Origin of the sequence: Streptomyces sp. NBC_01217 (assembly GCF_035994185.1) — a bacterium.
In the GTDB taxonomy this organism is placed as follows: domain Bacteria; phylum Actinomycetota; class Actinomycetes; order Streptomycetales; family Streptomycetaceae; genus Streptomyces.
In genome coordinates this window covers 4,928,070-4,953,239 of record NZ_CP108538.1, presented here as the reverse complement: position 1 = coordinate 4,953,239, position 25,170 = coordinate 4,928,070, and the positions used below count along the sequence as shown (strand labels likewise).

Sequence of the window (25,170 nt, the reverse complement as noted above, 5' to 3'; positions counted from 1 at the left end):
TCGGTCACGCCATGCGAGATCCGCTGTCCGCGCTGTCGGACGCCTTCACCGCCTTCCTCTTCGGGAAGGTGGAGACGACGAGGCTGCCCGTCCGCACGTCGACGGGACAGGCCCAGGCCGTCTATCTGCCCACCGCCGCCCCCGGCCTCGGCGACTCCGGCGTGATCATCGGCCGCGAGGTGTACTCCGGCAAGGGCTACATCTACGACCCCTTCCAGCTGTACGGACAGCAGCTGCCCGCCCCGCACTGGCTGGTGCTCGGCGAGTCCGGCAACGGCAAGTCCGCGCTGGAGAAGACGTACGTGCTCCGCCAGCTCCGCTTCCGCGACCGCCAGGTCGTCGTCCTGGACGCCCAGGGCGAGGACGGCGTCGGCGAATGGAACCTCATCGCCCAGGAGCTCGGCCTCACCCCGATCCGCCTCGACCCGACCTCCGCACTCAACGGCGGCATCCGGCTCAACCCGCTCGACCCCGCGATCACCACGACCGGCCAGCTCGCCCTGCTCCGTACGATCATCGAAGTCGCGATGGGACACGGCCTGGACGAACGGTCCGGCTTCGCGCTGAAGGTCGCCCACGCCTACGTCAACGAGACGATCACCGACCGGCAGCCCGTCCTGACCGACATCGTCGACCAGCTGCGCCACCCGGAACCCGAGTCCGCCGAGGCGATGAACGTCGACATAGATGACGTACGGGCCTGGGGCCTCGATGTCGCCCTCGTCCTGGACCGGCTGGTCGACGGCGACCTGCGCGGCATGTTCGACGGCCCCACCTCCGCCGGCATCGACCTCGACGCCCCGCTGATCGTCTTCGACCTCTCGCACATCGACAGGAACTCGATCGCGATGCCGATCCTGATGGCGATCGTGGGCGTCTGGCTGGAGCACACCTGGATCAGGCCCGACCGGAAGAAACGCATCTTCCTGGTCGAGGAGGCCTGGCACATCATCAACTCGCCCTTCGTGGCCCAGCTCTTCCAGCGCCTGCTGAAGTTCGGGCGCCGACTGGGGCTGTCGTTCGTGGCCGTCGTCCACCACCTAAGTGACGTCGTCGACGGAGCGGCCGCCCGCGAGGCCGCGGCGATCCTCAAAATGGCCTCGACCCGCACGATCTACGCCCAGAAGGCCGACGAGGCCAGAGCGACGGGACGCGTGCTCGGCCTGCCCCGATGGGCCGTCGAGATCATCCCGACCCTCACCCCCGGCATCGCCGTCTGGGACGTCAACGGCAACGTCCAGGTGGTCAAACACCTGATCACCGAGGCCGAACGACCCTTGGTCTTCACCGACCGCGCGATGACCGAGTCCTCCGCGACCGAACTCCTCCCGGAGGACGTACGCGCCGCCGACCTGGAGGCGGAGCAACGCGCGGCACGCATCGAGCACCAGCAACGACTGAACGAGTCGTCCGAGTCAACGGTGGCATGACATGGCAGGGCGCGGCGAGGTACGCACCGGCGGCAGCGCAGGCGATGGAGGCGGCGGAGGCGGCATTCCGGACGGACTGCTGATCGGCCTGCTGGCCTTCCTGCTCGGGCTGACGCTCCTGGCCTGGACGGCCACGGGCCTGGCCGGACTGTTCACGCACGGCGCCTGGCCGAAGGGGGTCACCCTCGCTGAGACCCCCCTGGCGATGCGTCAACTCGTCACCACCCCGCACGACCTGCCGGCCGCCTGGCCGCACACCCCTGCGGACGAGCTCTCCGGGTACGGGCTGTTCTGGGGCCTGTTCATAGGCGAACTGATGGTGCTGCTGGTGCTGACGGTCTTCGTCCTGGGGGTAGTGGCCCGCTGGCGAGCGGTACGGGCACGGCAACGGAGCGAACGCTACGAATACGGGGACGAGTCCGATCCCGTACGGCACTGGCAGGCCCCCCACCCACGGCAGCCACAACCGAAGCCGGAGCCTGAGCCTGAGCCGACGGTCCATTCCATGAACCCCGTCCTCCCCGCTCCCGCTGTCGTGCCCCTGGAGCACACCCGGCCCGAGACCACACCACCCGCGCCTCCCGTACTCCCCACGCCCCCCTCCCCGCGCATCCCCCTCGTCGTCTACGGACCGGCCGCCACCCGCCGCCCCACCGTCGTCCAGGCGATCCAGGAGGCCGATGGGCCCGCGCTCGTCGTGATCTCCGACCCCACGGTCTGGGCCGAGACGAAGGACGCCCGCGCCAAGCTCGGCCCGGTCCTCGTCTACGACCCGGGCCACCTCTGCGACACCCCGGCCCGCCTCCACTGGTCGCCCACGGCCGGCTGCGAACAGTCCGACACGGCCGCAGCCCGCTCCACCGCACTCCTGGCCCCGGTCCGGCCGCAGGCCCGTATCGACGCGACGACGGCCGATACCGCGGAGACGCTCCTGAAGTGCTGGCTGCACGCCGCCGCCATCGACGGCCGCCCCTTCCGCCAGGTCCACCGCTGGGCCCTCGGCGGCAGCGCCCACGAACCGGTGCGGCTGCTCCGTACCCACCCCAAAGCGGCATCCGGACTCGCCGGCGTCCTGGAATCGGCGCTCACCGCCCACCCGGAACGCCGCGAGATGGCACAGGAATTGACGGTACGAGCCTTCGCCGCGCTCTCCTCGGTCCACATCCGCGAGACCTGCACACCGAACCGGGCCGATTCGCTCGTGCTGGAATCTTTTGCGGGCGAGGGGGGCACCCTCTATGTGGTCGGTGAACCGATCGAGGATCCCCGATCGCGCCCCGGAGCGATGCCTCTGCTCACGGCACTCGCCTCACACGTGGTCGAGCACGGCCGCCGCATGGCCGCACGGTCAACCGACGGTCGGCTCGACCCACCAATGACGCTCGTGCTCGACGACGTCGCCGCGGTGGCGCCCCTCCCCGGGCTCCCGGAACTGCTGTCGACGGGCCAGGCCCTGGGCCTGCCGACCCTGGCCCTTCTCCGCTCCCAGGAACAGGCCCGCGCCCGCTGGCCCCAGGACCTCGCCGGATCGCGCTAGCCGGGCGGGATCCAGCGACCCGGCGCCCCAGTACCCCGGCGGCCGCCGACCCGCGCCTACGCCGTCCGCTCGACCGCGTACTCCAGCTCCCGAGCGGACGGGTCGCTGGGCACAGGCACCGTCTGTCCCGTGGCCACAAACCCGATCCGCCGATACAGCGCCGCAGCCCGCGCGTTGTCCTCGTGCACATACAGCCGCACCCGCTCGATCCGCGGCTCCCCCAACGACCACGCCCAGTCCGTCCCGGCCTGGAACAACGCCTCGGCAAGGCCCTTGCCCCGCGCCTCGGGGCGTACGAACACGCCGACGACATGCGCCTGATGGACATCGGCCCCCTCCCCGAACCGTGCCTCCGCATCCGGCCGCTCGATCAGCACGGTGACGCTTCCGTCCCAACGCCCATCAGGCGCCACAGCGACGAACTGCCGCACGTCGCCGCCCCCGTCCTCGGAGCCACCGAGCGCCCGGTCCTGCCAGAACTCGTCGGAGCAGGCCGCACCCTGCGCATACGTCTCCAGAAAGGCCAACGGCGCCGCCGGATCCTGCAGCGCGGCCAGCCGCAACTCCTTGACCAGGGGCCATTCAACGGCGCGTACAGCTCGAATCACATGTTCCATCCGCCGATCCTGCCCTTCCCGGCCCGACTTGCACAAACAATATTTGGGGGCAAACGCAGAAAAGCCCCGTGCCACAAGGGCACGGGGCTTTCCCGTAAAAGGAGTTCGGCGGCGTCCTACTCTCCCACAGGGTCCCCCCTGCAGTACCATCGGCGCTGAAAGGCTTAGCTTCCGGGTTCGGAATGTAACCGGGCGTTTCCCTAACGCAATGACCACCGAAACACTATGAAACAAACAAACACCGGAACAACACGGCCGTTCGTTATTTCAGAACTAACACAGTGGACGCGAGCAACTGAGGACAAGCCCTCGGCCTATTAGTACCAGTCAGCTCCACCCGTTACCAGGCTTCCACATCTGGCCTATCAACCCAGTCGTCTACTGGGAGCCTTAACCAATCAAGTTGGTGGGAATACTCATCTCGAAGCAGGCTTCCCGCTTAGATGCTTTCAGCGGTTATCCTTTCCGAACGTAGCCAACCAGCCATGCCCTTGGCAGAACAACTGGCACACCAGAGGTTCGTCCGTCCCGGTCCTCTCGTACTAGGGACAGCCCTTCTCAATATTCCTACGCGCACAGCGGATAGGGACCGAACTGTCTCACGACGTTCTAAACCCAGCTCGCGTACCGCTTTAATGGGCGAACAGCCCAACCCTTGGGACCGACTCCAGCCCCAGGATGCGACGAGCCGACATCGAGGTGCCAAACCATCCCGTCGATATGGACTCTTGGGGAAGATCAGCCTGTTATCCCCGGGGTACCTTTTATCCGTTGAGCGACAGCGCTTCCACAAGCCACTGCCGGATCACTAGTCCCGACTTTCGTCCCTGCTCGACCCGTCGGTCTCACAGTCAAGCTCCCTTGTGCACTTACACTCAACACCTGATTGCCAACCAGGCTGAGGGAACCTTTGGGCGCCTCCGTTACTCTTTAGGAGGCAACCGCCCCAGTTAAACTACCCATCAGACACTGTCCCTGATCCGGATCACGGACCCAGGTTAGACATCCAGCACGACCAGAGTGGTATTTCAACGACGACTCCACAACCACTGGCGTGGCCGCTTCAAAGTCTCCCACCTATCCTACACAAGCCGAACCGAACACCAATATCAAACTATAGTAAAGGTCCCGGGGTCTTTCCGTCCTGCTGCGCGAAACGAGCATCTTTACTCGTAGTGCAATTTCACCGGGCCTATGGTTGAGACAGTCGAGAAGTCGTTACGCCATTCGTGCAGGTCGGAACTTACCCGACAAGGAATTTCGCTACCTTAGGATGGTTATAGTTACCACCGCCGTTTACTGGCGCTTAAGTTCTCAGCTTCGCCGACCCGAAAGTCAGCTAACCGGTCCCCTTAACGTTCCAGCACCGGGCAGGCGTCAGTCCGTATACATCGCCTTACGGCTTCGCACGGACCTGTGTTTTTAGTAAACAGTCGCTTCTCGCTGGTCTCTGCGGCCACCCCCAGCTCACCGAGTAAATCGGATCACCAGTGATGGCCCCCTTCTCCCGAAGTTACGGGGGCATTTTGCCGAGTTCCTTAACCATAGTTCACCCGAACGCCTCGGTATTCTCTACCTGACCACCTGAGTCGGTTTAGGGTACGGGCCGCCATGAAACTCGCTAGAGGCTTTTCTCGACAGCATAGGATCATCCACTTCACCACAATCGGCTCGGCATCAGGTCTCAGACTTAATGTGTGACGGATTTGCCTATCACACGCCCTACACCCTTACCCCGGGACAACCACCGCCCGGGCTGGACTACCTTCCTGCGTCACCCCATCGCTTACCTAATACAAGTCTGGTCCGTCGGCTCCACCACTACCCTCAACTCCGAAGAGATCGGGCCGGCTTCACGGACTTAGCATCGCCTGATTCAGTACTGGGCGTTTCAAAGCGGGTACCGGAATATCAACCGGTTGTCCATCGACTACGCCTGTCGGCCTCGCCTTAGGTCCCGACTTACCCTGGGCAGATCAGCTTGACCCAGGAACCCTTAGTCAATCGGCGCACACGTTTCTCACGTGTGTATCGCTACTCATGCCTGCATTCTCACTCGTGAACCGTCCACAACTCGCTTCCGCGGCTGCTTCACCCGGCACACGACGCTCCCCTACCCATCCACACTCCCGTTGGGGATATATGTGTGAATGACACGACTTCGGCGGTACGCTTGAGCCCCGCTACATTGTCGGCGCGGAATCACTTGACCAGTGAGCTATTACGCACTCTTTCAAGGGTGGCTGCTTCTAAGCCAACCTCCTGGTTGTCTCTGCGACTCCACATCCTTTCCCACTTAGCGTACGCTTAGGGGCCTTAGTCGATGCTCTGGGCTGTTTCCCTCTCGACCATGGAGCTTATCCCCCACAGTCTCACTGCCGCGCTCTCACTTACCGGCATTCGGAGTTTGGCTAAGGTCAGTAACCCGGTAGGGCCCATCGCCTATCCAGTGCTCTACCTCCGGCAAGAAACACACGACGCTGCACCTAAATGCATTTCGGGGAGAACCAGCTATCACGGAGTTTGATTGGCCTTTCACCCCTAACCACAGGTCATCCCCCAGGTTTTCAACCCTGGTGGGTTCGGTCCTCCACGAAGTCTTACCTCCGCTTCAACCTGCCCATGGCTAGATCACTCCGCTTCGGGTCTTGAGCGTGCTACTAAAACGCCCTATTCGGACTCGCTTTCGCTACGGCTTCCCCACACGGGTTAACCTCGCAACACACCGCAAACTCGCAGGCTCATTCTTCAAAAGGCACGCAGTCACGACATGCAAGCAAGCTCGCATGCGACGCTCCCACGGCTTGTAGGCACACGGTTTCAGGTACTATTTCACTCCGCTCCCGCGGTACTTTTCACCATTCCCTCACGGTACTATCCGCTATCGGTCACCAGGGAATATTTAGGCTTAGCGGGTGGTCCCGCCAGATTCACACGGGATTTCTCGGGCCCCGTGCTACTTGGGAAATCCTCAAACGAGCCGTTGATGTTTCAGCTACGGGGGTCTTACCCTCTACGCCGGACCTTTCGCATGTCCTTCGCCTACATCAACGGTTTCTGACTCGTCGACCAATCGGCAGATTGATCAAGAGAACTCCCGCAACCCCGCATGCGCAACCCCTGCCGGGTATCACACACATACGGTTTGGCCTCATCCGGTTTCGCTCGCCACTACTCCCGGAATCACGGTTGTTTTCTCTTCCTGAGGGTACTGAGATGTTTCACTTCCCCTCGTTCCCTCCACACTGCCTATGTGTTCAGCAGCGGGTGACAGCCCATGACGACTGCCGGGTTTCCCCATTCGGACACCCCCGGATCAAAGCTCGGTTGACAGCTCCCCGGGGCCTATCGTGGCCTCCCACGTCCTTCATCGGTTCCTGGTGCCAAGGCATCCACCGTGCGCCCTTAAAAACTTGGCCACAGATGCTCGCGTCCACTGTGCAGTTCTCAAACAACGACCAGCCACCCACCACCCCACCCTGAAAGGCGAGTTCACTGGGGCCGGCAACTGAAGGCGACCTCACGGCCGAACCCTCAGACACCCAACAACGTGCCCGGCACAACCGGCCCCTTCCCACGTTCCACGCCGAAGCAGTACTAGTGAAAAACAACCTGTCGCACCGAATAGTCAACGTTCCACCCATGAGCAACCACCGCCGGACATTTGCCAGCGTAATGGCCTCTGACCAGGCCAGACCTGGTAAGAAGTGCTCCTTAGAAAGGAGGTGATCCAGCCGCACCTTCCGGTACGGCTACCTTGTTACGACTTCGTCCCAATCGCCAGTCCCACCTTCGACAGCTCCCTCCCACAAGGGGTTGGGCCACCGGCTTCGGGTGTTACCGACTTTCGTGACGTGACGGGCGGTGTGTACAAGGCCCGGGAACGTATTCACCGCAGCAATGCTGATCTGCGATTACTAGCAACTCCGACTTCATGGGGTCGAGTTGCAGACCCCAATCCGAACTGAGACCGGCTTTTTGAGATTCGCTCCGCCTCACGGCATCGCAGCTCATTGTACCGGCCATTGTAGCACGTGTGCAGCCCAAGACATAAGGGGCATGATGACTTGACGTCGTCCCCACCTTCCTCCGAGTTGACCCCGGCAGTCTCCTGTGAGTCCCCATCACCCCGAAGGGCATGCTGGCAACACAGAACAAGGGTTGCGCTCGTTGCGGGACTTAACCCAACATCTCACGACACGAGCTGACGACAGCCATGCACCACCTGTACACCGACCACAAGGGGGGCACCATCTCTGATGCTTTCCGGTGTATGTCAAGCCTTGGTAAGGTTCTTCGCGTTGCGTCGAATTAAGCCACATGCTCCGCTGCTTGTGCGGGCCCCCGTCAATTCCTTTGAGTTTTAGCCTTGCGGCCGTACTCCCCAGGCGGGGAACTTAATGCGTTAGCTGCGGCACCGACGACGTGGAATGTCGCCAACACCTAGTTCCCAACGTTTACGGCGTGGACTACCAGGGTATCTAATCCTGTTCGCTCCCCACGCTTTCGCTCCTCAGCGTCAGTAATGGCCCAGAGATCCGCCTTCGCCACCGGTGTTCCTCCTGATATCTGCGCATTTCACCGCTACACCAGGAATTCCGATCTCCCCTACCACACTCTAGCCTGCCCGTATCGACTGCAGACCCGGGGTTAAGCCCCGGGCTTTCACAACCGACGCAACAAGCCGCCTACGAGCTCTTTACGCCCAATAATTCCGGACAACGCTTGCGCCCTACGTATTACCGCGGCTGCTGGCACGTAGTTAGCCGGCGCTTCTTCTGCAGGTACCGTCACTCTCGCTTCTTCCCTGCTGAAAGAGGTTTACAACCCGAAGGCCGTCATCCCTCACGCGGCGTCGCTGCATCAGGCTTTCGCCCATTGTGCAATATTCCCCACTGCTGCCTCCCGTAGGAGTCTGGGCCGTGTCTCAGTCCCAGTGTGGCCGGTCGCCCTCTCAGGCCGGCTACCCGTCGTCGCCTTGGTAGGCCATCACCCCACCAACAAGCTGATAGGCCGCGGGCTCATCCTTCACCGCCGGAGCTTTCAACCCCGTCCCATGCGGGACAGAGTGTTATCCGGTATTAGACCCCGTTTCCAGGGCTTGTCCCAGAGTGAAGGGCAGATTGCCCACGTGTTACTCACCCGTTCGCCACTAATCCACCCCGAAAGGCTTCATCGTTCGACTTGCATGTGTTAAGCACGCCGCCAGCGTTCGTCCTGAGCCAGGATCAAACTCTCCGTGAATGTTTTCCCGTAATCGGGACAACACAACACGAGAGCGGAACAACCGGTCGGAATAAGACCGGTCATTCACAGCGTCCTCGCTGTGTACATTGCCCACCAGATCAGTGATCCGGCAGGACTTTCAAAGGAACCACCAACCTGCCGAAGCAGGCCGGGGTATCAACATATCTGGCGTTGACTTTTGGCACGCTGTTGAGTTCTCAAGGAACGGACGCTTCCTTCGTACTCACCCACAGAACATTCTCTGGGGCTTTCCTCCGGGCTTTTCCCTTCGGTCTTGCGTTTCCGACTCTATCAGACTCTTTCGTGTCCGATTCCCGGTCGAAGCGGGCTCCGCTTTCCAGTTCCTCGCTTTCGCGTCTCCCTTTCCGGCGAGTCCGACTCTATCAGATCCTTTCGGGCCTGATTCCCAGTCAGTGGGGCTTGTCTTCCCGGCCCTCGGGCCGTTCCGACGTCCAAACTCTAGCGGATTTTCCCGGGGTCTCATAATCGAGCCCCCGCAAATTAATTTCGGCATGCCGAAATTGCTCCGAGTAGGAGATCGTGCAGAGTTTTGGTTGCCGCATTCGCGGCGGGATCGGTTGTCGCAGAACCGTTCCGGCTCCGTGACAACTCGAAGAACTTTACGGATCGGCGAGGGGTGTGTCAACCCCGCCAGGTCAAGCCGTTTTCCGCGCTCGCCGGCGTGGGTCAGCCCAGATCGGTGAGGCGGCCGCCGGCGTCCGGCTGGGCGTGCTCCACGCGGCGCAGCAGGCGGATCAGCATGTCGCCGAGGACTCCGCGTTCGTCACTTGTGAGGTCCTGGAGCAGGTCCTCCTCGAAGTCGGAGGCCATGCGCATCGCCTCCAGCCACTTCGTACGGCCTTCGTCGGTCAGCTCGACGATCACGCGTACCCGGTTGTTCTCGTCCCGGTCGCGGGTGACCAGGCCCTCGCTCGCCATGCGGTCGATGCGGTGGGTCATCGCCGCCGGGGTGAGGCCGAGGCGCTTGGCGAGTTCTCCCGGACCCAGGCGGTACGGGGTGCCGGCCAGGACCAGGGTCTTGAGGACCTCCCATTCGGCGTTGCTGATGCCGAGGGCGGCGACCTGGCGTCCGTACGCCACGTTCATCCGGCGGTTCAGTCGGCCCAGGGCCGAGACGACCTGCTCGACCTGGGGGTCCAGGTCCCGGAACTCGCGCTGATAGGCGGCGATCTGCTCGTCGAGGCTCGGCTCCTGGGGGCCGGGCGGCTCGGTGGTGTCGGACATGGCGGGCAGTATCGCATGCCCCCCAAAGCCGTCGAAGTCCTTCGGTTCGAATTGTTGAGCTTCTAACTTTAGTGTTAAAGTCTTCGGGTTCGAGTCGTTCGGATGGCTCGGTACATCGCTTCGAGACCTTGAGGTAGGTGAGTGTGACCAGGGAGATGGGTGCAGCACTGCGGCGGATCCAGCTGGGCAGCGCGCTGAGCGCGTTCGGGCTCGGGTTCACCGTTCCGTATCTGTACGTCTATGTGGCGCAGGTACGGGATCTGGGTGCCGGCACTGCGGGCGTCGTGCTGGCGGTCTTCGCCATGGCCGCGCTCGCCGTTCTGCCGTTCACCGGGCGTGCCATCGACCGGCGCGGACCGCTGCCCGTGCTCGTCGTCGCCTCGGCCTTCGCTTCCCTGGGCGCGGTCGCCCTCGGCCTGTCGTCGAGCGTGACCGCCTCCGTGCTGTCGGCCGCGCTCCTCGGCGCGGGTACGGCGGTCATGCAGCCGGCACTCGCCACCATGCTTGTGTGGTGTTCCAGCACCGCCACCCGTACGCGTGCCTTCGCCATGCAGTTCTTCCTGCAGAACCTCGGACTCGGCATCGGTGGACTGGTCGGCGGGCAGATCGTCGACACGAGCCGACCGGAGACCTTCACCCTGCTGTTCCTCATCGAGGCCGTGATGTTCATCGTGCTCGGTGTCATCGCCTCCACGGTGCGGCTGTCCCGTACCCCCTCCTTCTCCGACGCCAGGCCCACCGACGGGTCAAAGGCGCCGGGCGGGCTGCGGGCGCTGCTCTCGCACCGGGCCATGGTTCAGCTGTGCGTGCTGGGATTCGTGCTGTTCTTCGCCTGCTACGGACAGTTCGAGTCCGGGCTCGCGGCATACGGCACCGAGGCCGCCGGGATCCAGCCGTCGACGCTCGGTATCGCGCTGGCCGCCAACACGGCCGTCATCGTCGTGGCGCAGTTCGTCGTGCTGCGTCTCGTCGAGCGCCGCAGGCGCAGCCGGGTCATCGCCGCAGTCGGCCTGATCTGGGCGTTCGCCTGGATCGTGGCGGGGTACGCGGGGCTCGGGCACGGCAGCCAGACCATGGCGACGGCCGCGATGATCTCCACGTACGCGCTGTTCGGACTCGGTGAGTCGATGCTGTCGCCGACCGTGGCGCCGCTGGTCGCCGACCTGGCGCCGGAGTCGATGGTCGGGCAGTACAACTCCGCGTTCGCCCTGTGCAAGCAGCTCGCGCTGGCGGTCGGTCCGGCAGTGGGCGGGCCGATGGGGGCGACGCTGCACGGGCCGTACATCGTGACGTTCGTGTTGTTCTCGCTGGGCATCACGGTGCTGGCGCTGCGGCTCGGCCGACGGCTCACTCCCGTACAGGACCAGCCTTCTCTGGAGACTGTGCCGTCCAGGGTGGTGGCCGTGTCTCTGCCCGAGGCCGAGTCCGTGGCCGCCTCTGCCGTCGGCACTCGCTGAGGCGATGAAGCGAAGAACATGAGCAGGGGTCCTGTTGCGGCAGGGCCCCTGCTGCTATTGCGGCAGGGCGAATTCGCACCAGACCGCTTTGCCTCCGCCCGGTGTGCGGCGGCTGCCCCAGGACGTGGCGATCGTCGCGACGATGGAGATGCCGCGGCCCGACTCGTCCGCCGGATCGGCCCGGCGGCGGCGCGGCAGGTGGTCGTCGCCGTCGGTCACCTCGATGATCAGGCGGCGGTCGGTACGGCGCAGGCCAAGGCGCATCGGCGGGGTGCCGTGCTTGAGGGAGTTCGCGACGAGTTCACCGGCGGCCAGTACGCCCAGGTCGCAGAGCTCGACCGGGAAGCGCCACGACGTCAGGACGCCGGTCGCGAAGGCTCGGGCGCGCGGGGCCGCTTCGACGCCGCCGAGGAGATCGAGCGAGGCGTTGTGGAACAGCTCCGCGTCCGCCCCTGTACGGGCGGGGTGCTGGACCACCAGCACCGCCACGTCGTCGTCGTGTTCCGCGGTGACGCCGAGGGAGCGGATCAGCCGGTCGCAGACCACCTGGGGTGAGCCCTTGGCACCGGACAGGGCCCGTTCCAGAGCGGCGACGCCCTCGTCGATGTCCTCGCTGCGGCGTTCCACCAGGCCGTCCGTGTAGAGGACCGCGGTGGAGCCGGGCGGCAGCGCGATCGCGCCCGAGGTGTGGATCCAGCCGCCGGTGCCGAGCGGCGGGCCCGTCGGGTCCTCGGCGCGGTGGACCGTACCGTCCTCGTGGCACACCAGGATCGGGAGGTGGCCGGCGGAGGCGTAGACGAGGCGGCCCTCGTTCGGATCGTGGACCGCGTAGGCGCAGGTGGCGATCTGGCTGGCGTCGATCTCGGCGGCGAGACCGTCGAGGAGCTGGAGCACCTCGTGCGGCGGGAGGTCGAGGCGGGCGTAGGCGCGCACGGCCGTGCGGAGCTGGCCCATGACGGCGGCGGCTCGCACCCCACGGCCCATCACGTCCCCGATGACCAGGGCGGTACGGCCCGCGCCGATCGTGATCACGTCGTACCAGTCGCCGCCGACCGCGGCGTCCGTGCCGCCGGGCTGGTAGGTGGCGGCGATCCGCAAGTCGTCGGGCTGCTCCAGCTCCTGCGGGAGCAGGGAGCGCTGGAGGGTGACGGCCGTTTCGCGGTGGCGGCGCTCGCTGGCGCGGAGCCGTTCGGCGGCTTCGGCGTGGTCGGTGACGTCGGCGGCGTACACGAGCACTCCGCCTTCGCTGCCTTTGTTCCTGTTCTTGTCGTTCTTGTCGTTCTTGTCGTTCTTGTCGTTCGTGATGTTCTTGTCGTGCCTGATGTCCCTGTGCACCGGGGTGCAGGTCACTGTGTACGAATTGCCGCTGCGGACCTTGCGGGACTTGACCGTACGAGGCGTGCCGCTGCGCAGGACCTGGTCCATGAGGGGCAGCAGGCTGAGCTCGGCGAGCTCGGGCATGGCCTCGGCCGCGGTGGCGCCGGATGGGCGGGATCCGAAGGCAGCGGCGTAGGCGTCGTTGACGTACGCGATCCGGTGGTCGGGGCCGTACACCAGAGCCACCAGGGCAGGGAGCTGGCCGAGGATGTCCCGGGCGGAGAGATCCTCCAGGTGGGGGCCGCCGGCCCCGGGAGGCTCGCTGTGCGCGTCGCCCTCCGGCGGGCAGGGACCGGTCTCGGGCTGTGCGTACTCGGCGCGGGCCGAGGGCACGGAACTGCGGTCGTCCCGTGCGGCGGCGCGGCGCTGCGTTCCGGGTAGGCGGGCGCTCCAACGCGTGAAGTTCACGGAATTTCTGGCCTCGTGTGTCGGTCTGGTCCGCTCGGGCGGGCTGCTCACTGTCGGTCACTGCCGGCCGGGTCACTCTGTGCAGGTGTGGGCCCACCCATGGTCACACGTCCAGTGTGACGGACCGTACTGACAGTTGCCGGTACGGCCGGTCCCGGGCGGGTGAGGTGGTGGGCCGACGCGTGGTCAGCCGCCGGTGCCGGGCGGGCCGTCGGTGTGCGACGGGCCGCCCTGGCCGGGGCGTTTGCCTCCTGCGGCGAGTTCGAATTCGGCGCGCGGGTGTTCCAGCGAGCCGAGGGAGACGATCTCGCGTTTGAAGAGCCCGGCGAGGGTCCATTCGGCAAGGACACGGGCCTTCCGGTTGAACGTCGGGACTCGGCTGAGGTGGTACGTACGGTGCATCAGCCAGGCCGGATATCCCTTGAGCTTACGGCCGTAGACATGGGCGACGCCCATGTGGAGACCGAGTGAGGCGACGGAACCCGCGTAGCTGTGCCGGTACTCCTTGAGAGGTCGGCCGCTGATCGATGCGAGGACGTTCTCGGCGAGGACCTTGGCCTGGCGTACGGCGTGCTGGGCGTTGGGGGCGGTCTCCTTGCCGGTTTCCGCGGCGGTCAGGTCGGGTACGGAGGCGGCGTCCCCGGCGGCCCAGGCGTGCTCGACCCCTTCGACGGTGAGCTCCGCCGTGCATCTGAGCCTGCCGCGCTCGTTGAGCGGCAGGTCGGTGGCGGCGAGGATCGGCGCGGGTTTGACGCCCGCGGTCCACACGAGGGTGCGTGTCGGGAAGCGGGAACCGTCGCTCAGGACGGCGATCCGGTCCTCGCAGGATTCCAGCCGGGTGTCGAGGCGTACGTCGATGTTTCGGCCGCGCAGCTCACGGATCGCATAGCCGCCCATCGCGTCGCCGACCTCGGGAAGGATGCGGCCGGTCGCCTCCACGAGGATCCATTTCAGGTCCTCGGCCTTGATGTTGTGGTAGTACCGCGAGGTGTAGCGGGCCATGTCCTCCAGCTCGGCGAGGGCCTCGACGCCCGCGTATCCGCCACCGACGAAGACGAAGGTGAGGGCGGCGTCGCGGATGGCCGGGTCGCGGGTGGCGGAGGCGATGTCCATCTGCTCGATGACGTGGTTGCGCAGGCCGATGGCCTCCTCGATGGTCTTGAAGCCGATGCCGTGGTCGGCGAGGCCGGGGATCGGGAGGGTGCGCGAGACGGAGCCGGGCGCGAGGACGAGTTCGTCGTACGGGATCTCCACGGCGCCGGTGCCGTCCTCCCCCGTGGCGAGGGTGGTGACGGTCGCGGTGCGCTTGGCGTGGTCGATGCGCTGTGCCTCGCCGATGACGATCTTGCAGTGCGCCAGGACCCGGCGGAGCGGCACGACGACATGGCGCGGCGAGATCGAACCGGCCGCCGCTTCGGGCAGAAATGGCTGATACGTCATATAAGGCTCGGGGGTGACGACGACGATCTCGGCCTCACCGCTTCTGAGTCTCTGCTTCAGCTTCCGCTGGAGACGCAGCGCTGTGTACATCCCGACGTAGCCGCCGCCGACGACGAGAATGCGCACACCCGGCGGGGGGCCGGGGGGTGTTCCCCCGGAATCTGAAGCCATCACCACCCCATGACGCAACGTGCTCAAGGGTTTGTCCACAGCCCCGGCAAATTGTGTGACCGGAGGTTCTGGACGGGCCGTGGCCGTTGATCGCGGCGGCGATACGGAAGCTGCGCAGGTCAGGCCTTGAAGTAGGGGTGCGGGGAGGGGGGCGAATCAGTGACCAACCGGTCCTTGCTCCGATCGGGGGGCGCTCCGTGCGGAACTACCCCTTCTGAATTGACCCGGGCTCAACTATGTTCGTATGTCGTCGGGGTGTCGGGCTGGGACCGTGATCCACACTCCGGCTCAAACGGCGGGAAGTCTCCGGGGGGAGACGTCATAACCGGGGGAACAGTTATGCACATTCAGGATTCTCATTGGTCGACTGCTGCTGCAGTCACGCCCCATTCGTCCGACGGAAACGGACGAAACGGAGCAGTGGGGACAGTGAACACGGCGAGTCCGGTCGGCACGGCCGGGACGGCCGGCCCAACAGGGACGACCGGAGCGGCCGCGCGCCCGGCGCCGCTTCGTGTGGACGCACAGCGCAATCTGGAACATGTGCTGCGGGCCGCGCGCGAGGTGTTCGGCGAGCTGGGATACGGGGCTCCGATGGAGGACGTGGCTCGGCGCGCCAGAGTCGGGGTCGGCACGGTGTACCGGCGCTTCCCGAGCAAGGACGTGCTGGTGCGGCGGATAGCCGAGGAGGAGACCTCCCGGCTGACGGACCAGGCACGGACCGCGCTGGGCCAGGAGGACGAGCCGTGGTCGGCGCTGTCGCGCTTCCTGCGGACGTCCGTGGCCTCGGGCGCGGGGCGGCTGCTGCCGCCGCAGGTGCTGCGGGTCGGGGTCGATGTCGACGCCGATGCGGCTGTCGGTGCGGGCTCCGGCGCCGAGGGCTCGGGCGGTGCTCGGGACGAGACGCGGGTGCCGCAGCAGCGTCAGGGCGCGGGTCAGGCCGACCCCCGACCGGCCGACGGGCACTCCGCTGCCGAGACCGGCATCGAGGACGACGGCACGGGAGCCGGTGAGCTGCTTGAGGTCGTCGGCCGCCTGGTGGACCGGGCGCGGGCAGCCGGTGAGCTGCGCCGTGATGTGACGGTGGCGGACGTGCTGCTGGTCATCGCGACGGCGGCACCTTCGCTGCCCGACCCGGCCCAGCAGGCCGCGGCTTCGAGCCGGCTCCTGGACATCCTCCTGGAGGGACTGCGCTCGCGACCGGCTGCGTGAGCGGGGCGGAGCCGGACCAGGTGGCCGGCGTGGTCGGGCCGGCGTGAATCGGGTGGGTGGTGAGCGGTCTGCGTGGCCCGATTCGGTCGGTCCCCCTTGGCAGCTCGTCGTCGCCCCTCCGGTTCCGTATCCGGCTGCCGCGTCCGTCCTTTCGAACGGGTTCGGCCAGGCGCTCTGTCTGCGCGCCGAACGGCTATCGTCCGGCTCCCGGGCGCCGCTCGAATAGCTTGTGATCGGTGTTTGACCGGTGTTTACCCCGTGATTGATCGGGATTTGTTCGGGCTCGATCGGCGCTCGCCGGTGGGGCTGCTGCCTGTTGTCTACGACCCACCCGTGCAGAAAAGCTCAATGAGCCTTCCCCGAATGGGTGACCGCTAGTGCTCACATTCGGGAAAACGCCCCGGATGAGTGGTTGCAGGGGCTGAAGGTTCGGCGTGATTGCGCCATGTGGCACTCTGGCTCGATGTTCGGGTCCGACAGCGCATACGGGGGCTTCCGCGATGAGCGGTGACGGGCAGCAGCAGGAAGAGCCGTTCGACGGCGTCTCCGCTGCAGGCGGTACGACGGAGGCCGGAGGGCCGGCCTCCCCGCAGGTACCGAGTCAGGCCGGACCCGGGCGGTCGGGTGCTGACGCCCAGGGCGGCACTGTCCTGCCCGGTCCATGGCCGGGACCCGTCGAGTCCGGTGCCGAGGCCGAGGTCGCGGTGCCGATGCAGCGGGAGGGCGGCAGCACCACCGCCGGCTCCTCCGGCTCCGCGTTCTCCGACGCCGAACTGATCAGGCAGATGCGGGAGGGTGACGATCTCGCGTACGAGGAGCTGTTCCGGCGGCACTCGGACGCGGTGCGCCGCTACGCGCGCACCTGCTGCCGGGACGCGCACACCGCCGACGACCTGACGGCCGAGGTCTTCGCCCGCACCCTGCAGGCGGTACGGAGGGGCAAGGGGCCCGAGGAGGCGGTACGGGCCTACCTCATGACGGCTGTCCGGCATGTCGCAGCCGCCTGGACCAAGACCGCCAAGCGCGAGCAATTGGTCGATGACTTCGCGGTGTTCGCCGCCCAGGCATCCCAGCCCTCCCAGATGTCGGACGCGGACACGCTCGACCTGGGTGCCGATGTGCTGGCGATGCACGAGGCCGAGCAGTCGATGGCGATGCAGGCGTTCCGCAGCCTGCCGGAGCGCTGGCAGGCGGTGCTGTGGCACACCACCGTCGAGGAGGAGTCGCCCAGCGAGATCGCCCCGTTGTTCGGCCTGACCGCCAATGCCACGGCGGTCCTGGCCAGCCGGGCCCGCGAAGGGCTCAAGCAGGCCTACCTCCAGGCGCACGTGAGCCAGGCGCTCACCTCGGGCGGTGACTGCGCGCGTTACGCCGACCGCCTCGGCGCGTACGCCAGGGGCGGGCTCCGGATGCGGGCCGAGCGCGGGTTGCGGGGGCATCTGGACGAGTGCGGGAAGTGCCGGCTCGCCGCGGGCGAACTGGCCCATGTCAACGCCGGGATTCCCGCGCTGCTGCCGGTCGCGGTCATCGGCTGGTTCGCCGCCGGATATGCGCTCAAGGCCGCCGGGATCGTCGCCGGAGGCGCGGCGGGTGCCGCTGGTGCGGGTGCCGCAGCGGCGGCGACCGGGGGAAGCTCGTCCGGGAGTGCGGCCGGTGGCGCCGCGGCCTCGGAAGGGCTCGGCGCCCCGGCGAAGGCCGGTATCGCGGCGGCGGTTGCCGTCGCCGTGGCGGGTGCACTGGCATGGGCCCTGATCAGCAACGACCGGCCGGAGCCCGAGGCCAGGCACGAGGACAAGCCGACTGCCGTGGCACCCGCGGTGCCGACACCCGCACCGCCGGAGCCGACACCGCCGCCGAAGCCCGAGGCACCCGCGCCGCCCGCGCCGCCCGCCTCCTCCACGATTCCCCCACCGAAGCCGACACCCACACCGACGCCCACACCGACGCCCACACCCGATCCCGCACCGACACCGACACCGACGCCCAAGCCGTCGACGCCTCCCGCGCCGAAGCCGTCCGCCCCGGCACCGCCGCCTCCGCCACCCGCCCCGACCGTCTATCAGGTCAGCGAGCTGAGCTACTCCGTGCTGGGTGACCACACCGGCCCGGAGGTGGTGATCAACGAGAGCAACTGGGTCTGGCAGCGCTCCAGTCTGTCGATCAGCGGCAAGCAGTACGCGCACGGGGTGACCGTCCACGGCCGGTCCTCGGTCACCATCCAGCTGAACCGGCAGTGCACGCGTTACGAGGCCGAGGTCGGGATCGACGACCTGACGATGGGCTTCGGCTCGGTGCGTTTCTCCGTCTTCAACGGTGACGGGGCGCGGCTGTGGCAGTCCCCGATCGTGAACGGCAACGACCCTGCCGTACCCGTCGGGGTCGGCATCTCCGGTCAGGAAAGGATCCGGCTAGTCGTCGAGCGGACACAGCCGGGCGGCGGCCTGGCGCTCGCCGACTGGGCGGATTCGACCATCAGCTGCCGGTGACGCGGCGGGGGGCGAGGCCGTCAGGCATGGCCGCGGTCATCGCATTCCGCCGTTTCCGCCGGGGCACCCGCGGCGTCCGGGAGTTCTGCGGTGATGCGGGTCAGTAGCTCGATGACGTCGTCGACCGTCAGCGTGCGGCCCGCGGCGCGCTCCGACTCGTACAGCCGAGGTCCCAGTTCCTCGTGCGCCTGCCGCTCGGCCTCGTCCACCTCGGCCTGCTGCGCCTTGGTTCTGGGACCGGACAGACGCCAGCCGTCGGCCGCCGCCAGGATCCGTACGGCGGCTCCGTGGCGGCCCACCTTCGGCAGTACGGTCGCCACGCCGTCCGCCAGATGCCCGGTGACCAGCTCGGCGCACTGGGCGTCCCTGGCCACACGCAGTGCGAGCGTCAGACCGCGCACCCCGGCCACCGGGCCGCCCCCGGGCCCCGGCTCGTGCACGGCGATCCGGGCGGCCAGCCCCTGGACCACCGCGGTGAAGTGCGACGGCGGGCTGCCGCGCCCTACCGAGGCCTCCGCCTCGGTGAGCTGCCGTCGCGCCTCCGCTGTCTCGCCGCGGTCCAGGGCCAGGGTGGCGCGCAGAAAATGGGCGTAGGCGCGGGCGTCGTGCACCTGGTAGCGCTCCGCCTCGCCCTCCGAATCCCCCAGCCGCCGCTCAAAACCCGCGATGTCTCCCGTGCGGTAGTCGAGTTCGGCGAGGCGGGCGAGGAGGAACGGCGCCTCGGCGTGCGCCCCGACCTCACGGGCGAGCAGCAGCGCCTCCTCGTACGCCGCACGCGCCTCCTCGTACCGTCCGCGCATCACGCCCGCCTCCGCGGCGGCGCCCGCGACCTGTGCGCGCATCCAGCGTTCGCCGACGCGACGGCTCAGCTCGCGCAGCTCGGCGAGATCGTCGTCGATCCCGGGCATGCCGCCTGGCATGTCGACGATCATGTGGGTACGGAACATCAGCGTGATGCCGTACTCCCAGGCCCCACCATGGATACGGGCGTTGGCGACCGCCGCCTCGATCCGCTCGTGTGCCTCGGCGGAGGTGCGGCTCACGAACGAGGTCATCGGCCAGAGCAGTCCCGGGAAACGGGCGGACTCCGGACCGGAGGACATGAACGCGTCGGCCACCCGGCCCATCAGGGCCTGGCGCCGGTCGTCACCGCGGATGTCGTTGACCGGGCCGCTCTCCACGGCGAAGAAGTACCGCAGTATTTCCAGATGCATGCGCGGCCAGAAGCGGGGGTCGCTGCTCTCGGTCGGTTCCGGTCCGAGCGCCACGGCCCGCTCGGCCCAGGTGAGACCCTCGGGACGGTAGTTCCGCAGGAACCAGAACCACCCCATGCCGAGCACCAGACGCACCGCATCCGGTTCGCACGGGCTGGTGACGACGGTGCGGTGGAGGGCGGCCCGGATGTTGTCGAGGTCCGTCTCCAGGCGTTCGATCCAAAGGAGCTGGTCGCCGGAGCGGAGGCGGGGTTCGGCCTCCTCCACCAGCGCGACGAAGTACGCGGTGTGCGCACTCGCGGCGGCGGCCCGTACATCCGGGGTCTCGGCGGCGCGCTCGGTGGCGTACTCGTGGATGGTCTCCAGGAGGCGGTAGCGCATCGCGCCGGAGGCGGTCGGGGTGGCGACGACGAGGGACTTGTCGACGAGGGCGCCGATCAGGTCGGCGGTGGAGTGCCGTGCAGGGGTTCCGGTGACGCGGGCTTTGCCGGTAGGGGCTGGTCCCGCGGTGGTGACGGCTTCTGCGGCGGGCAGGTCCCAGCCGCCCGCGAAGACGGAGACCTGCCGCAGAACCGTTCGTTCGTCCTCGTCCAGCAGGTCCCAGGACCAGTCGACGACGGCGCGCAGGGTCTGCTGACGCGGCAGTACGGTCCGGCTCCCGCTGGTCAGCAGCCGAAACCGGTCGTCGAGCCGGTCCGCGATCTGGCGCGGACCGAGCAGCCGCAGCCGGGCAGCGGCGAGTTCGATGGCGAGCGGCTGCCCGTCGAGCCGTCGGCAGATCTCGGCGACGGCATCCGGATCGTGCGCGGCCTCCTGCTCGGGGTCGAAGTCGGGCCGTACGGCGCGGGCGCGCTCCGCGAACAGCCGGTGCGCGGGGTCGGCCGGAAGCGGGCCGACCGGGCGTACGGATTCGCCGGGGACGCCGAGGGGTTCGCGGCTGGTGGCGAGGATGCGCAGCTGTGGGCAGTGGGTGAGCAGGGTCTCGGCGAGGGCGGCGGCCGCGTCGATGACGTGTTCGCAGTTGTCGAGGATGAGGAGGAAGGGGCGGATGCGGGAGCAGTGCGCCAGGTGCTCGACGAGGAGATCGGTCGGGTCGGTGCGCAGTGGCTGTCCGTCGCGGTTGTTGTCCCGCAGGAGGGCCGTCTCACGCAGACCGAGAGCGGAGAGTACGGCTCCGGGGACGTCCACGGGGTCGTCGACGGGAGCGAGCTCGGCGATCCAGGCGTCCGTGGGGACCGAAGCCGCCCGGCTGCCCGGGGCGGCGGCCTCCTCGGCGAGGCGGGTCTTGCCGGAGCCGCCGGGTCCGGTGAGGGTGACCAGTCGGGATCGGGTCAGATCGGCGCGGATGGAGCGCAGTTCGGGCTCGCGGCCGACGAACGAGGTGAGCCGGGGGCGGAGGTTGCCCAGGACGGTGGCGCGGGGCAGTGCGCCGGGCGCATCCGGTACGGCCGGTACGGGTGCTTCGGAGGGCTCGACCGGCGGCGGAGCGAGCAGTTCCCGGTGCAGTGCGATCAGTTCCGGTCCGGGATCGGTGCCGAGGCCGTCGGCCAGGGCACGGCGGGCGTCCTCGTAGGCGGCCAGCGCGTCGGCCTGGCGGCCTTCGGCGCGCAGGGCGCGGATCAGCTGGGCCCGGAAGCGTTCGTCGTACGGGTGGGAGGCGGCCAGCTCCTTGAGCTCCGGTACGAGGGTGGTGCGCGGTCCGGCAGCGAGCCGCTCGCCTACGCCAACTCCCGCACCCGCACCCGCACCTGTCGCAGCACACCGCAGATCGGCTTCGATCCGGCGTTCCAGCGCGGCCAGGCGGTGGGCCTCCGGGCGCAGCCCGTGGCCGTGCTCCCGGTCCGGCAGGTCGGCCAGGGCCGGGCCGCGCCACAGGGCGAGCGCGGTGCGGAGCGTGCGGGCGGCCGTCACGGGGTCGCCCGCGTCGAGCTCCTCGGTCCCCTGACGGGACAGCCGCTCGAACACATGCAGGTCGACCTCGTCTGGCGTGGCCTCCAGGCGGTAACCGCCGTGCGTGCTCCTGATCGCGTCCCTGCCCAGCACCCGGCGCAACCGGCCCACGAGGGCCTGGAGCGCGGCGGGAGCGTCGTACGGCGGATCATCGGCCCATACGTCGTCGACGAGATCGGCGACGGGGACGGGCCGGCCCGTACGCAGGGCGAGGGCGGCGAGGAGGGCGCGCAGCCGCGTACCGCCCACGGGCAGCGCACTGCCGTTCTCGTCTCGCGCCTCGGTGGCGCCCAGGATCAGGTACCGCACCCGGCCATTCTGTCCCGCGCGGCGGCCGGAGGCAGGCGCCCACCGCGAACGGACGCCGCCGCTGCTGCCGGTGCTACGGCTGCAGCGTCCGCCTCGCCGGGACGACTCCGCCCGCGACGGCGCGCTGGCGGGGTGCCGCCGTGCCCGTCCAGCAGGTGCCGCGCCGCGAGACGAGGCGGCGGAGCCAGAGTTCCGTGGACGCCAGGTGCGCCAGGCCGTCCAGCGGGAGCGGTTCGCCCTCCGAGGCCGCGCGCAGCGCCTTCCGTACGACGCGTGCCTCGACCAGGCCCGCGTCGGCGAGCAGCGGTGCGTCGAAGAGGGAGATCAGGTCGGGGAGCGCGGCGCGCAGGCCGGTGCGCGCGGTCGCGTTCGAGGTGGCGAGGGAGGGGGTGCCCCAGCCGGGCGGCAGTTCGTGGATGCCCGCGCCCGCGAGCACCCGGCGCAGGATCGCGGCGCGGGCGCCCGGCTGGACCCGGAGCGATTCGGGGAGCGCGCGGGCGGCGCGTACGACCTGATTGTCGAGGTACGGGGCGTGCAGCCGCTGGCTGCGGTTCTCCGCGGCCTGCTCCAGGATCCGGTGGTCGGCGGCGTACCGGGCGAGGGCCGCCCGGGCGCGGGCCTCGCCAGGGCGCTGGCCGGAGGCGGGACGGATCGCCGCCTCCTGCAGCCGGACCGATACCTCGGCGAGCGCCTCCCCCGTCAGCCAGCGCGCGGCGGGCCCGGGCCGCGACCAGGCGAGGGCGGCGAGCGAGGCGTCGGCGGGGGTATCGAGGTCGGGGCTGTAACGGTTGGCGTCCGGCAGCCGGTCGGCAGCCGTCTCCAGGCCGGTGCGGTACGACGTACGGGACAGCCGGCGGGCCGCGCGGTAGACGGTCAGCGGGACGAAAAGGGAGTGCGCGGTCGGGCCCTCGGCCCTGGCGAGCGCGGCGACCGGGCGCAGCAGATGGCGTCGGCGCCGGTCCATCAGCAGGTCCGCGAGACGGGCCGGGTGGGCGTCGAGCACCTGCCGGGCGCCGCCGCCGACGAGGTGGTCGGCGCTGCCTGAGGCGAGGCGGCGGCGGTGGCGCTCGGCGACGACGAGGGACGGGGCGGGCTCGTCGGTGAGTGGCCCGCCGCCCAGGTCGGCGTAGGGCAGGGCCTCTTCCCCGGCGGCGACGACGACGTGGTGCAGGCGCGGGTTGGCCGCGATGACGCGGGCGCGTTCGAGTTCGTCCTCGTGTCCGCGTGTGGTGAGGTCGTTGAAGGTGACGGCGAGCAGCCGCTCCCCCGCTCCCGTGCCGTGGCCGAGGAGGGTGCCGGGCAGGCCCGGCAGTCCGGCGGCGAGCAGTGCGAGGGTGGCGGAGCCGCTGCCTCCGGAGAGGTCGGCACCGATGCCGGGTACGGGTGCGCCGCGGGCGGCGCGTCGCTCGGCGGGCCCCATGCCGGGCACCGGTCCCGGGTCGGGCGGCAGGGTTTCGGGGGCGTGGCGCGGGGCCGTTAGCCTGGCGCGTACGGCTTCGACCAGGGCGTCGCGCACCCCGTCGACGGCGCTGACCGGGTCGAGTTGGGGCGCGGCGACGGCGAGGGAGGCCACGGCCTCGTACCCGGTGATCTCGCGCGAACCCTCGCGGAGGATGAGCGCGTGCCCCGGCGGGATGCGCTTCACTCCGGCGTACGGGGTGCCGTCGCGCAGCGCCTCCGGTGTTTCGGGGCAGGCGAGCAGGGCGGCCAGGTGGCCGATGTCCAGCTGGGCCTCGATGAGGTCGGCGAGCGGGAGCGCGGCGGTGGCGTACGCCGTACCGCCTGCCCAGGGCGTGTAGAAGACCGGGCGGGCTCCGGCGAGATCCCCGATGACGGTGATCCTGCGGCCGACCTGGACGACGGTCGTGTAACTGCCGGGCCAGGAGGTGAGATGGCGCAGGGCTCCGCCTCGGGCGGCGAGGAGGCCGGCGCGCAACTGCTCGTCGGTGGCGCCGCAGCAGCCGAGGACGGCGAGCCGGGCGGTGGGCGCACCTTCGGCGGTTTCGAGCGTGCTGGTACGGATCTCGTCCGGGCGCCAGTCGCCGACGGCCCAGAGCGGATCGGGGTCGCCCCACAGGAGTTGGGATCCGACGGGATGCATCGTGCGCCCCTCGTCGTCGGCGCCGACCGCACCGGCCGTGCCGAAGCTCGCGGCGATACTGCTCCACCCCACCAACCAACGCATCGCCGCCTCCACAGGCTGTGGACAAAACGGCGCAACCGAAAAATACGGGGAGAACTGCGGTAACGCGCAGCGCCGTTGCGAACATGCTGCCACGACAAAGGCGCGCAGGAGGGGCCACGGACGGCGCACGTCGTATGCGCATGCGCCCCTGGCAAAGGCCGGAGCGGAGGCGGGTGGCGGCCCGGTGCGGACGAACGCATGCGGGCGGAGCCCTGGCGGCGACCCTCCGGCGCGACAGCCGACACCGGCCCGCACCCGGCCCGCACGGAGTGACTCATGCGCCAACGGGCTTGCACGGGGGGCCTGTTGCCTTCCCCGTACGGGCAAGGTCTACCGGCCGAAATCCGGCCACGCCGCGAACGGCCACAGACCGGTGACGGGCAAACACCGAACGGTCGGCGGGATGTCCGCGAATCGGGCGATCCAACCTCGGCCGACCGACGACATTCGGCCATTCTCGGGGCGCGTTGCAACCCGGCGACAGCCAACTCGGTACATCAGAAGTCCCTTTTCGCCCCACTTCATTCCCGGATTCTTCCCGAAGACCTCCCGCGAATCCGCCGCCGGTCGCCGAAGGCCGCCGGCGGAGCGGCAAGGGCCCAGGACCGGCCCGGCGTCCGCCCCGCACCGGTGTCCACGCACGGTCCGGGAGATCTCGTCCACCTCCCGGACCGGTCCACCGCCTGCGGGGAATGAGGCGGCAGTGTCCCCCAGCCCACTGAGTCCAATGCAGTGGGCCGACCCACGCAGCACCCATGCAAGCGCCTCCGAAACGGCCGTACGAGAGCGCACGGCCGGGCGCACGGCCACACACCAGGAGCACGTCCGAGGCCCGGCGGGCGACGCCGCCACCACGCTCGAACAGCACCTCCGGGTGCACGCGAC

11 protein-coding genes and 3 rRNA genes are annotated in these 25,170 nt (G+C 68.4%); 5 read left to right on the top strand and 9 right to left on the bottom strand.

What is annotated here, in order from left to right; all coding sequences use genetic code 11:
* Positions 1 to 11 precede the first annotated feature (11 nt).
* Together OG507_RS22010 and OG507_RS22005 are read left to right on the top strand one after the other, a co-directional pair.
* Positions 12 to 1,430: an ATP-binding protein gene (locus tag OG507_RS22010; RefSeq protein WP_327368899.1), complete on the top strand. Its 1,419-nt coding sequence runs from the start codon at positions 12 to 14 to the stop codon at positions 1,428 to 1,430.
* A gap of 1 nt (position 1,431) precedes the next feature.
* Complete coding sequence (locus tag OG507_RS22005) at positions 1,432 to 2,967, top strand: type IV secretory system conjugative DNA transfer family protein (protein ID WP_327368898.1); 1,536 nt, start codon at positions 1,432 to 1,434, stop codon at positions 2,965 to 2,967.
* Between the two features lie 56 nt (positions 2,968 to 3,023).
* On the opposite strand, the gene OG507_RS22000 is transcribed toward OG507_RS22005, so the two are convergent.
* From OG507_RS22000 to OG507_RS21980, 5 genes are all read right to left on the bottom strand, one after another.
* Positions 3,024 to 3,584 (bottom strand): GNAT family N-acetyltransferase, encoded by a 561-nt coding sequence (locus OG507_RS22000; protein ID WP_327368897.1) that lies wholly within the window; start codon positions 3,582 to 3,584, stop codon positions 3,024 to 3,026.
* 103 nt (positions 3,585 to 3,687) lie between these two features.
* Positions 3,688 to 3,804: ribosomal RNA gene (gene rrf / locus OG507_RS21995) — 5S ribosomal RNA — on the bottom strand.
* Between the two features lie 77 nt (positions 3,805 to 3,881).
* Positions 3,882 to 7,003, bottom strand: a 23S ribosomal RNA gene (locus OG507_RS21990).
* A gap of 299 nt (positions 7,004 to 7,302) precedes the next feature.
* Positions 7,303 to 8,828, bottom strand: a 16S ribosomal RNA gene (locus tag OG507_RS21985).
* The 16S, 23S and 5S rRNA genes sit together here, the layout of an rRNA operon.
* 690 nt (positions 8,829 to 9,518) lie before the next feature.
* Positions 9,519 to 10,076, bottom strand: coding sequence for a MarR family winged helix-turn-helix transcriptional regulator (locus OG507_RS21980; protein WP_327368896.1), 558 nt, complete (start codon positions 10,074 to 10,076; stop codon positions 9,519 to 9,521).
* A gap of 155 nt (positions 10,077 to 10,231) precedes the next feature.
* Between OG507_RS21980 and OG507_RS21975 the strand changes: the two genes are divergently transcribed.
* Entirely contained in the window at positions 10,232 to 11,533 is a 1,302-nt protein-coding gene (locus tag OG507_RS21975; protein WP_327372050.1) for an MFS transporter, read from the top strand.
* A gap of 54 nt (positions 11,534 to 11,587) precedes the next feature.
* On the opposite strand, the gene OG507_RS21970 is transcribed toward OG507_RS21975, so the two are convergent.
* Both OG507_RS21970 and OG507_RS21965 read right to left on the bottom strand, forming a co-directional pair.
* Positions 11,588 to 13,318, bottom strand: a complete 1,731-nt coding sequence (locus OG507_RS21970; RefSeq protein ID WP_327368895.1) for an ATP-binding SpoIIE family protein phosphatase — start codon at positions 13,316 to 13,318, stop codon at positions 11,588 to 11,590.
* A gap of 186 nt (positions 13,319 to 13,504) precedes the next feature.
* Entirely contained in the window at positions 13,505 to 14,929 is a 1,425-nt protein-coding gene (locus OG507_RS21965) for an NAD(P)/FAD-dependent oxidoreductase (protein ID WP_327368894.1), read from the bottom strand.
* Between the two features lie 339 nt (positions 14,930 to 15,268).
* Between OG507_RS21965 and OG507_RS21960 the strand changes: the two genes are divergently transcribed.
* Together OG507_RS21960 and OG507_RS21955 are read left to right on the top strand one after the other, a co-directional pair.
* Entirely contained in the window at positions 15,269 to 16,141 is an 873-nt protein-coding gene (locus OG507_RS21960; protein WP_327368893.1) for a TetR/AcrR family transcriptional regulator, read from the top strand.
* Positions 16,142 to 16,641: 500 nt separating this feature from the next.
* Positions 16,642 to 18,627, top strand: a complete 1,986-nt coding sequence (locus OG507_RS21955) for a sigma-70 family RNA polymerase sigma factor (RefSeq protein WP_327368892.1) — start codon at positions 16,642 to 16,644, stop codon at positions 18,625 to 18,627.
* Between the two features lie 20 nt (positions 18,628 to 18,647).
* Here the strand turns inward: OG507_RS21955 and OG507_RS21950 are convergent, their stop codons facing one another.
* Entirely contained in the window at positions 18,648 to 22,100 is a 3,453-nt protein-coding gene (locus OG507_RS21950; protein ID WP_327368891.1) for a BTAD domain-containing putative transcriptional regulator, read from the bottom strand.
* A gap of 73 nt (positions 22,101 to 22,173) precedes the next feature.
* Positions 22,174 to 24,285 (bottom strand): asparagine synthase-related protein, encoded by a 2,112-nt coding sequence (locus OG507_RS21945; RefSeq protein WP_327368890.1) that lies wholly within the window; start codon positions 24,283 to 24,285, stop codon positions 22,174 to 22,176.
* Between the last annotated feature and the right edge of the window lie 885 nt (positions 24,286 to 25,170).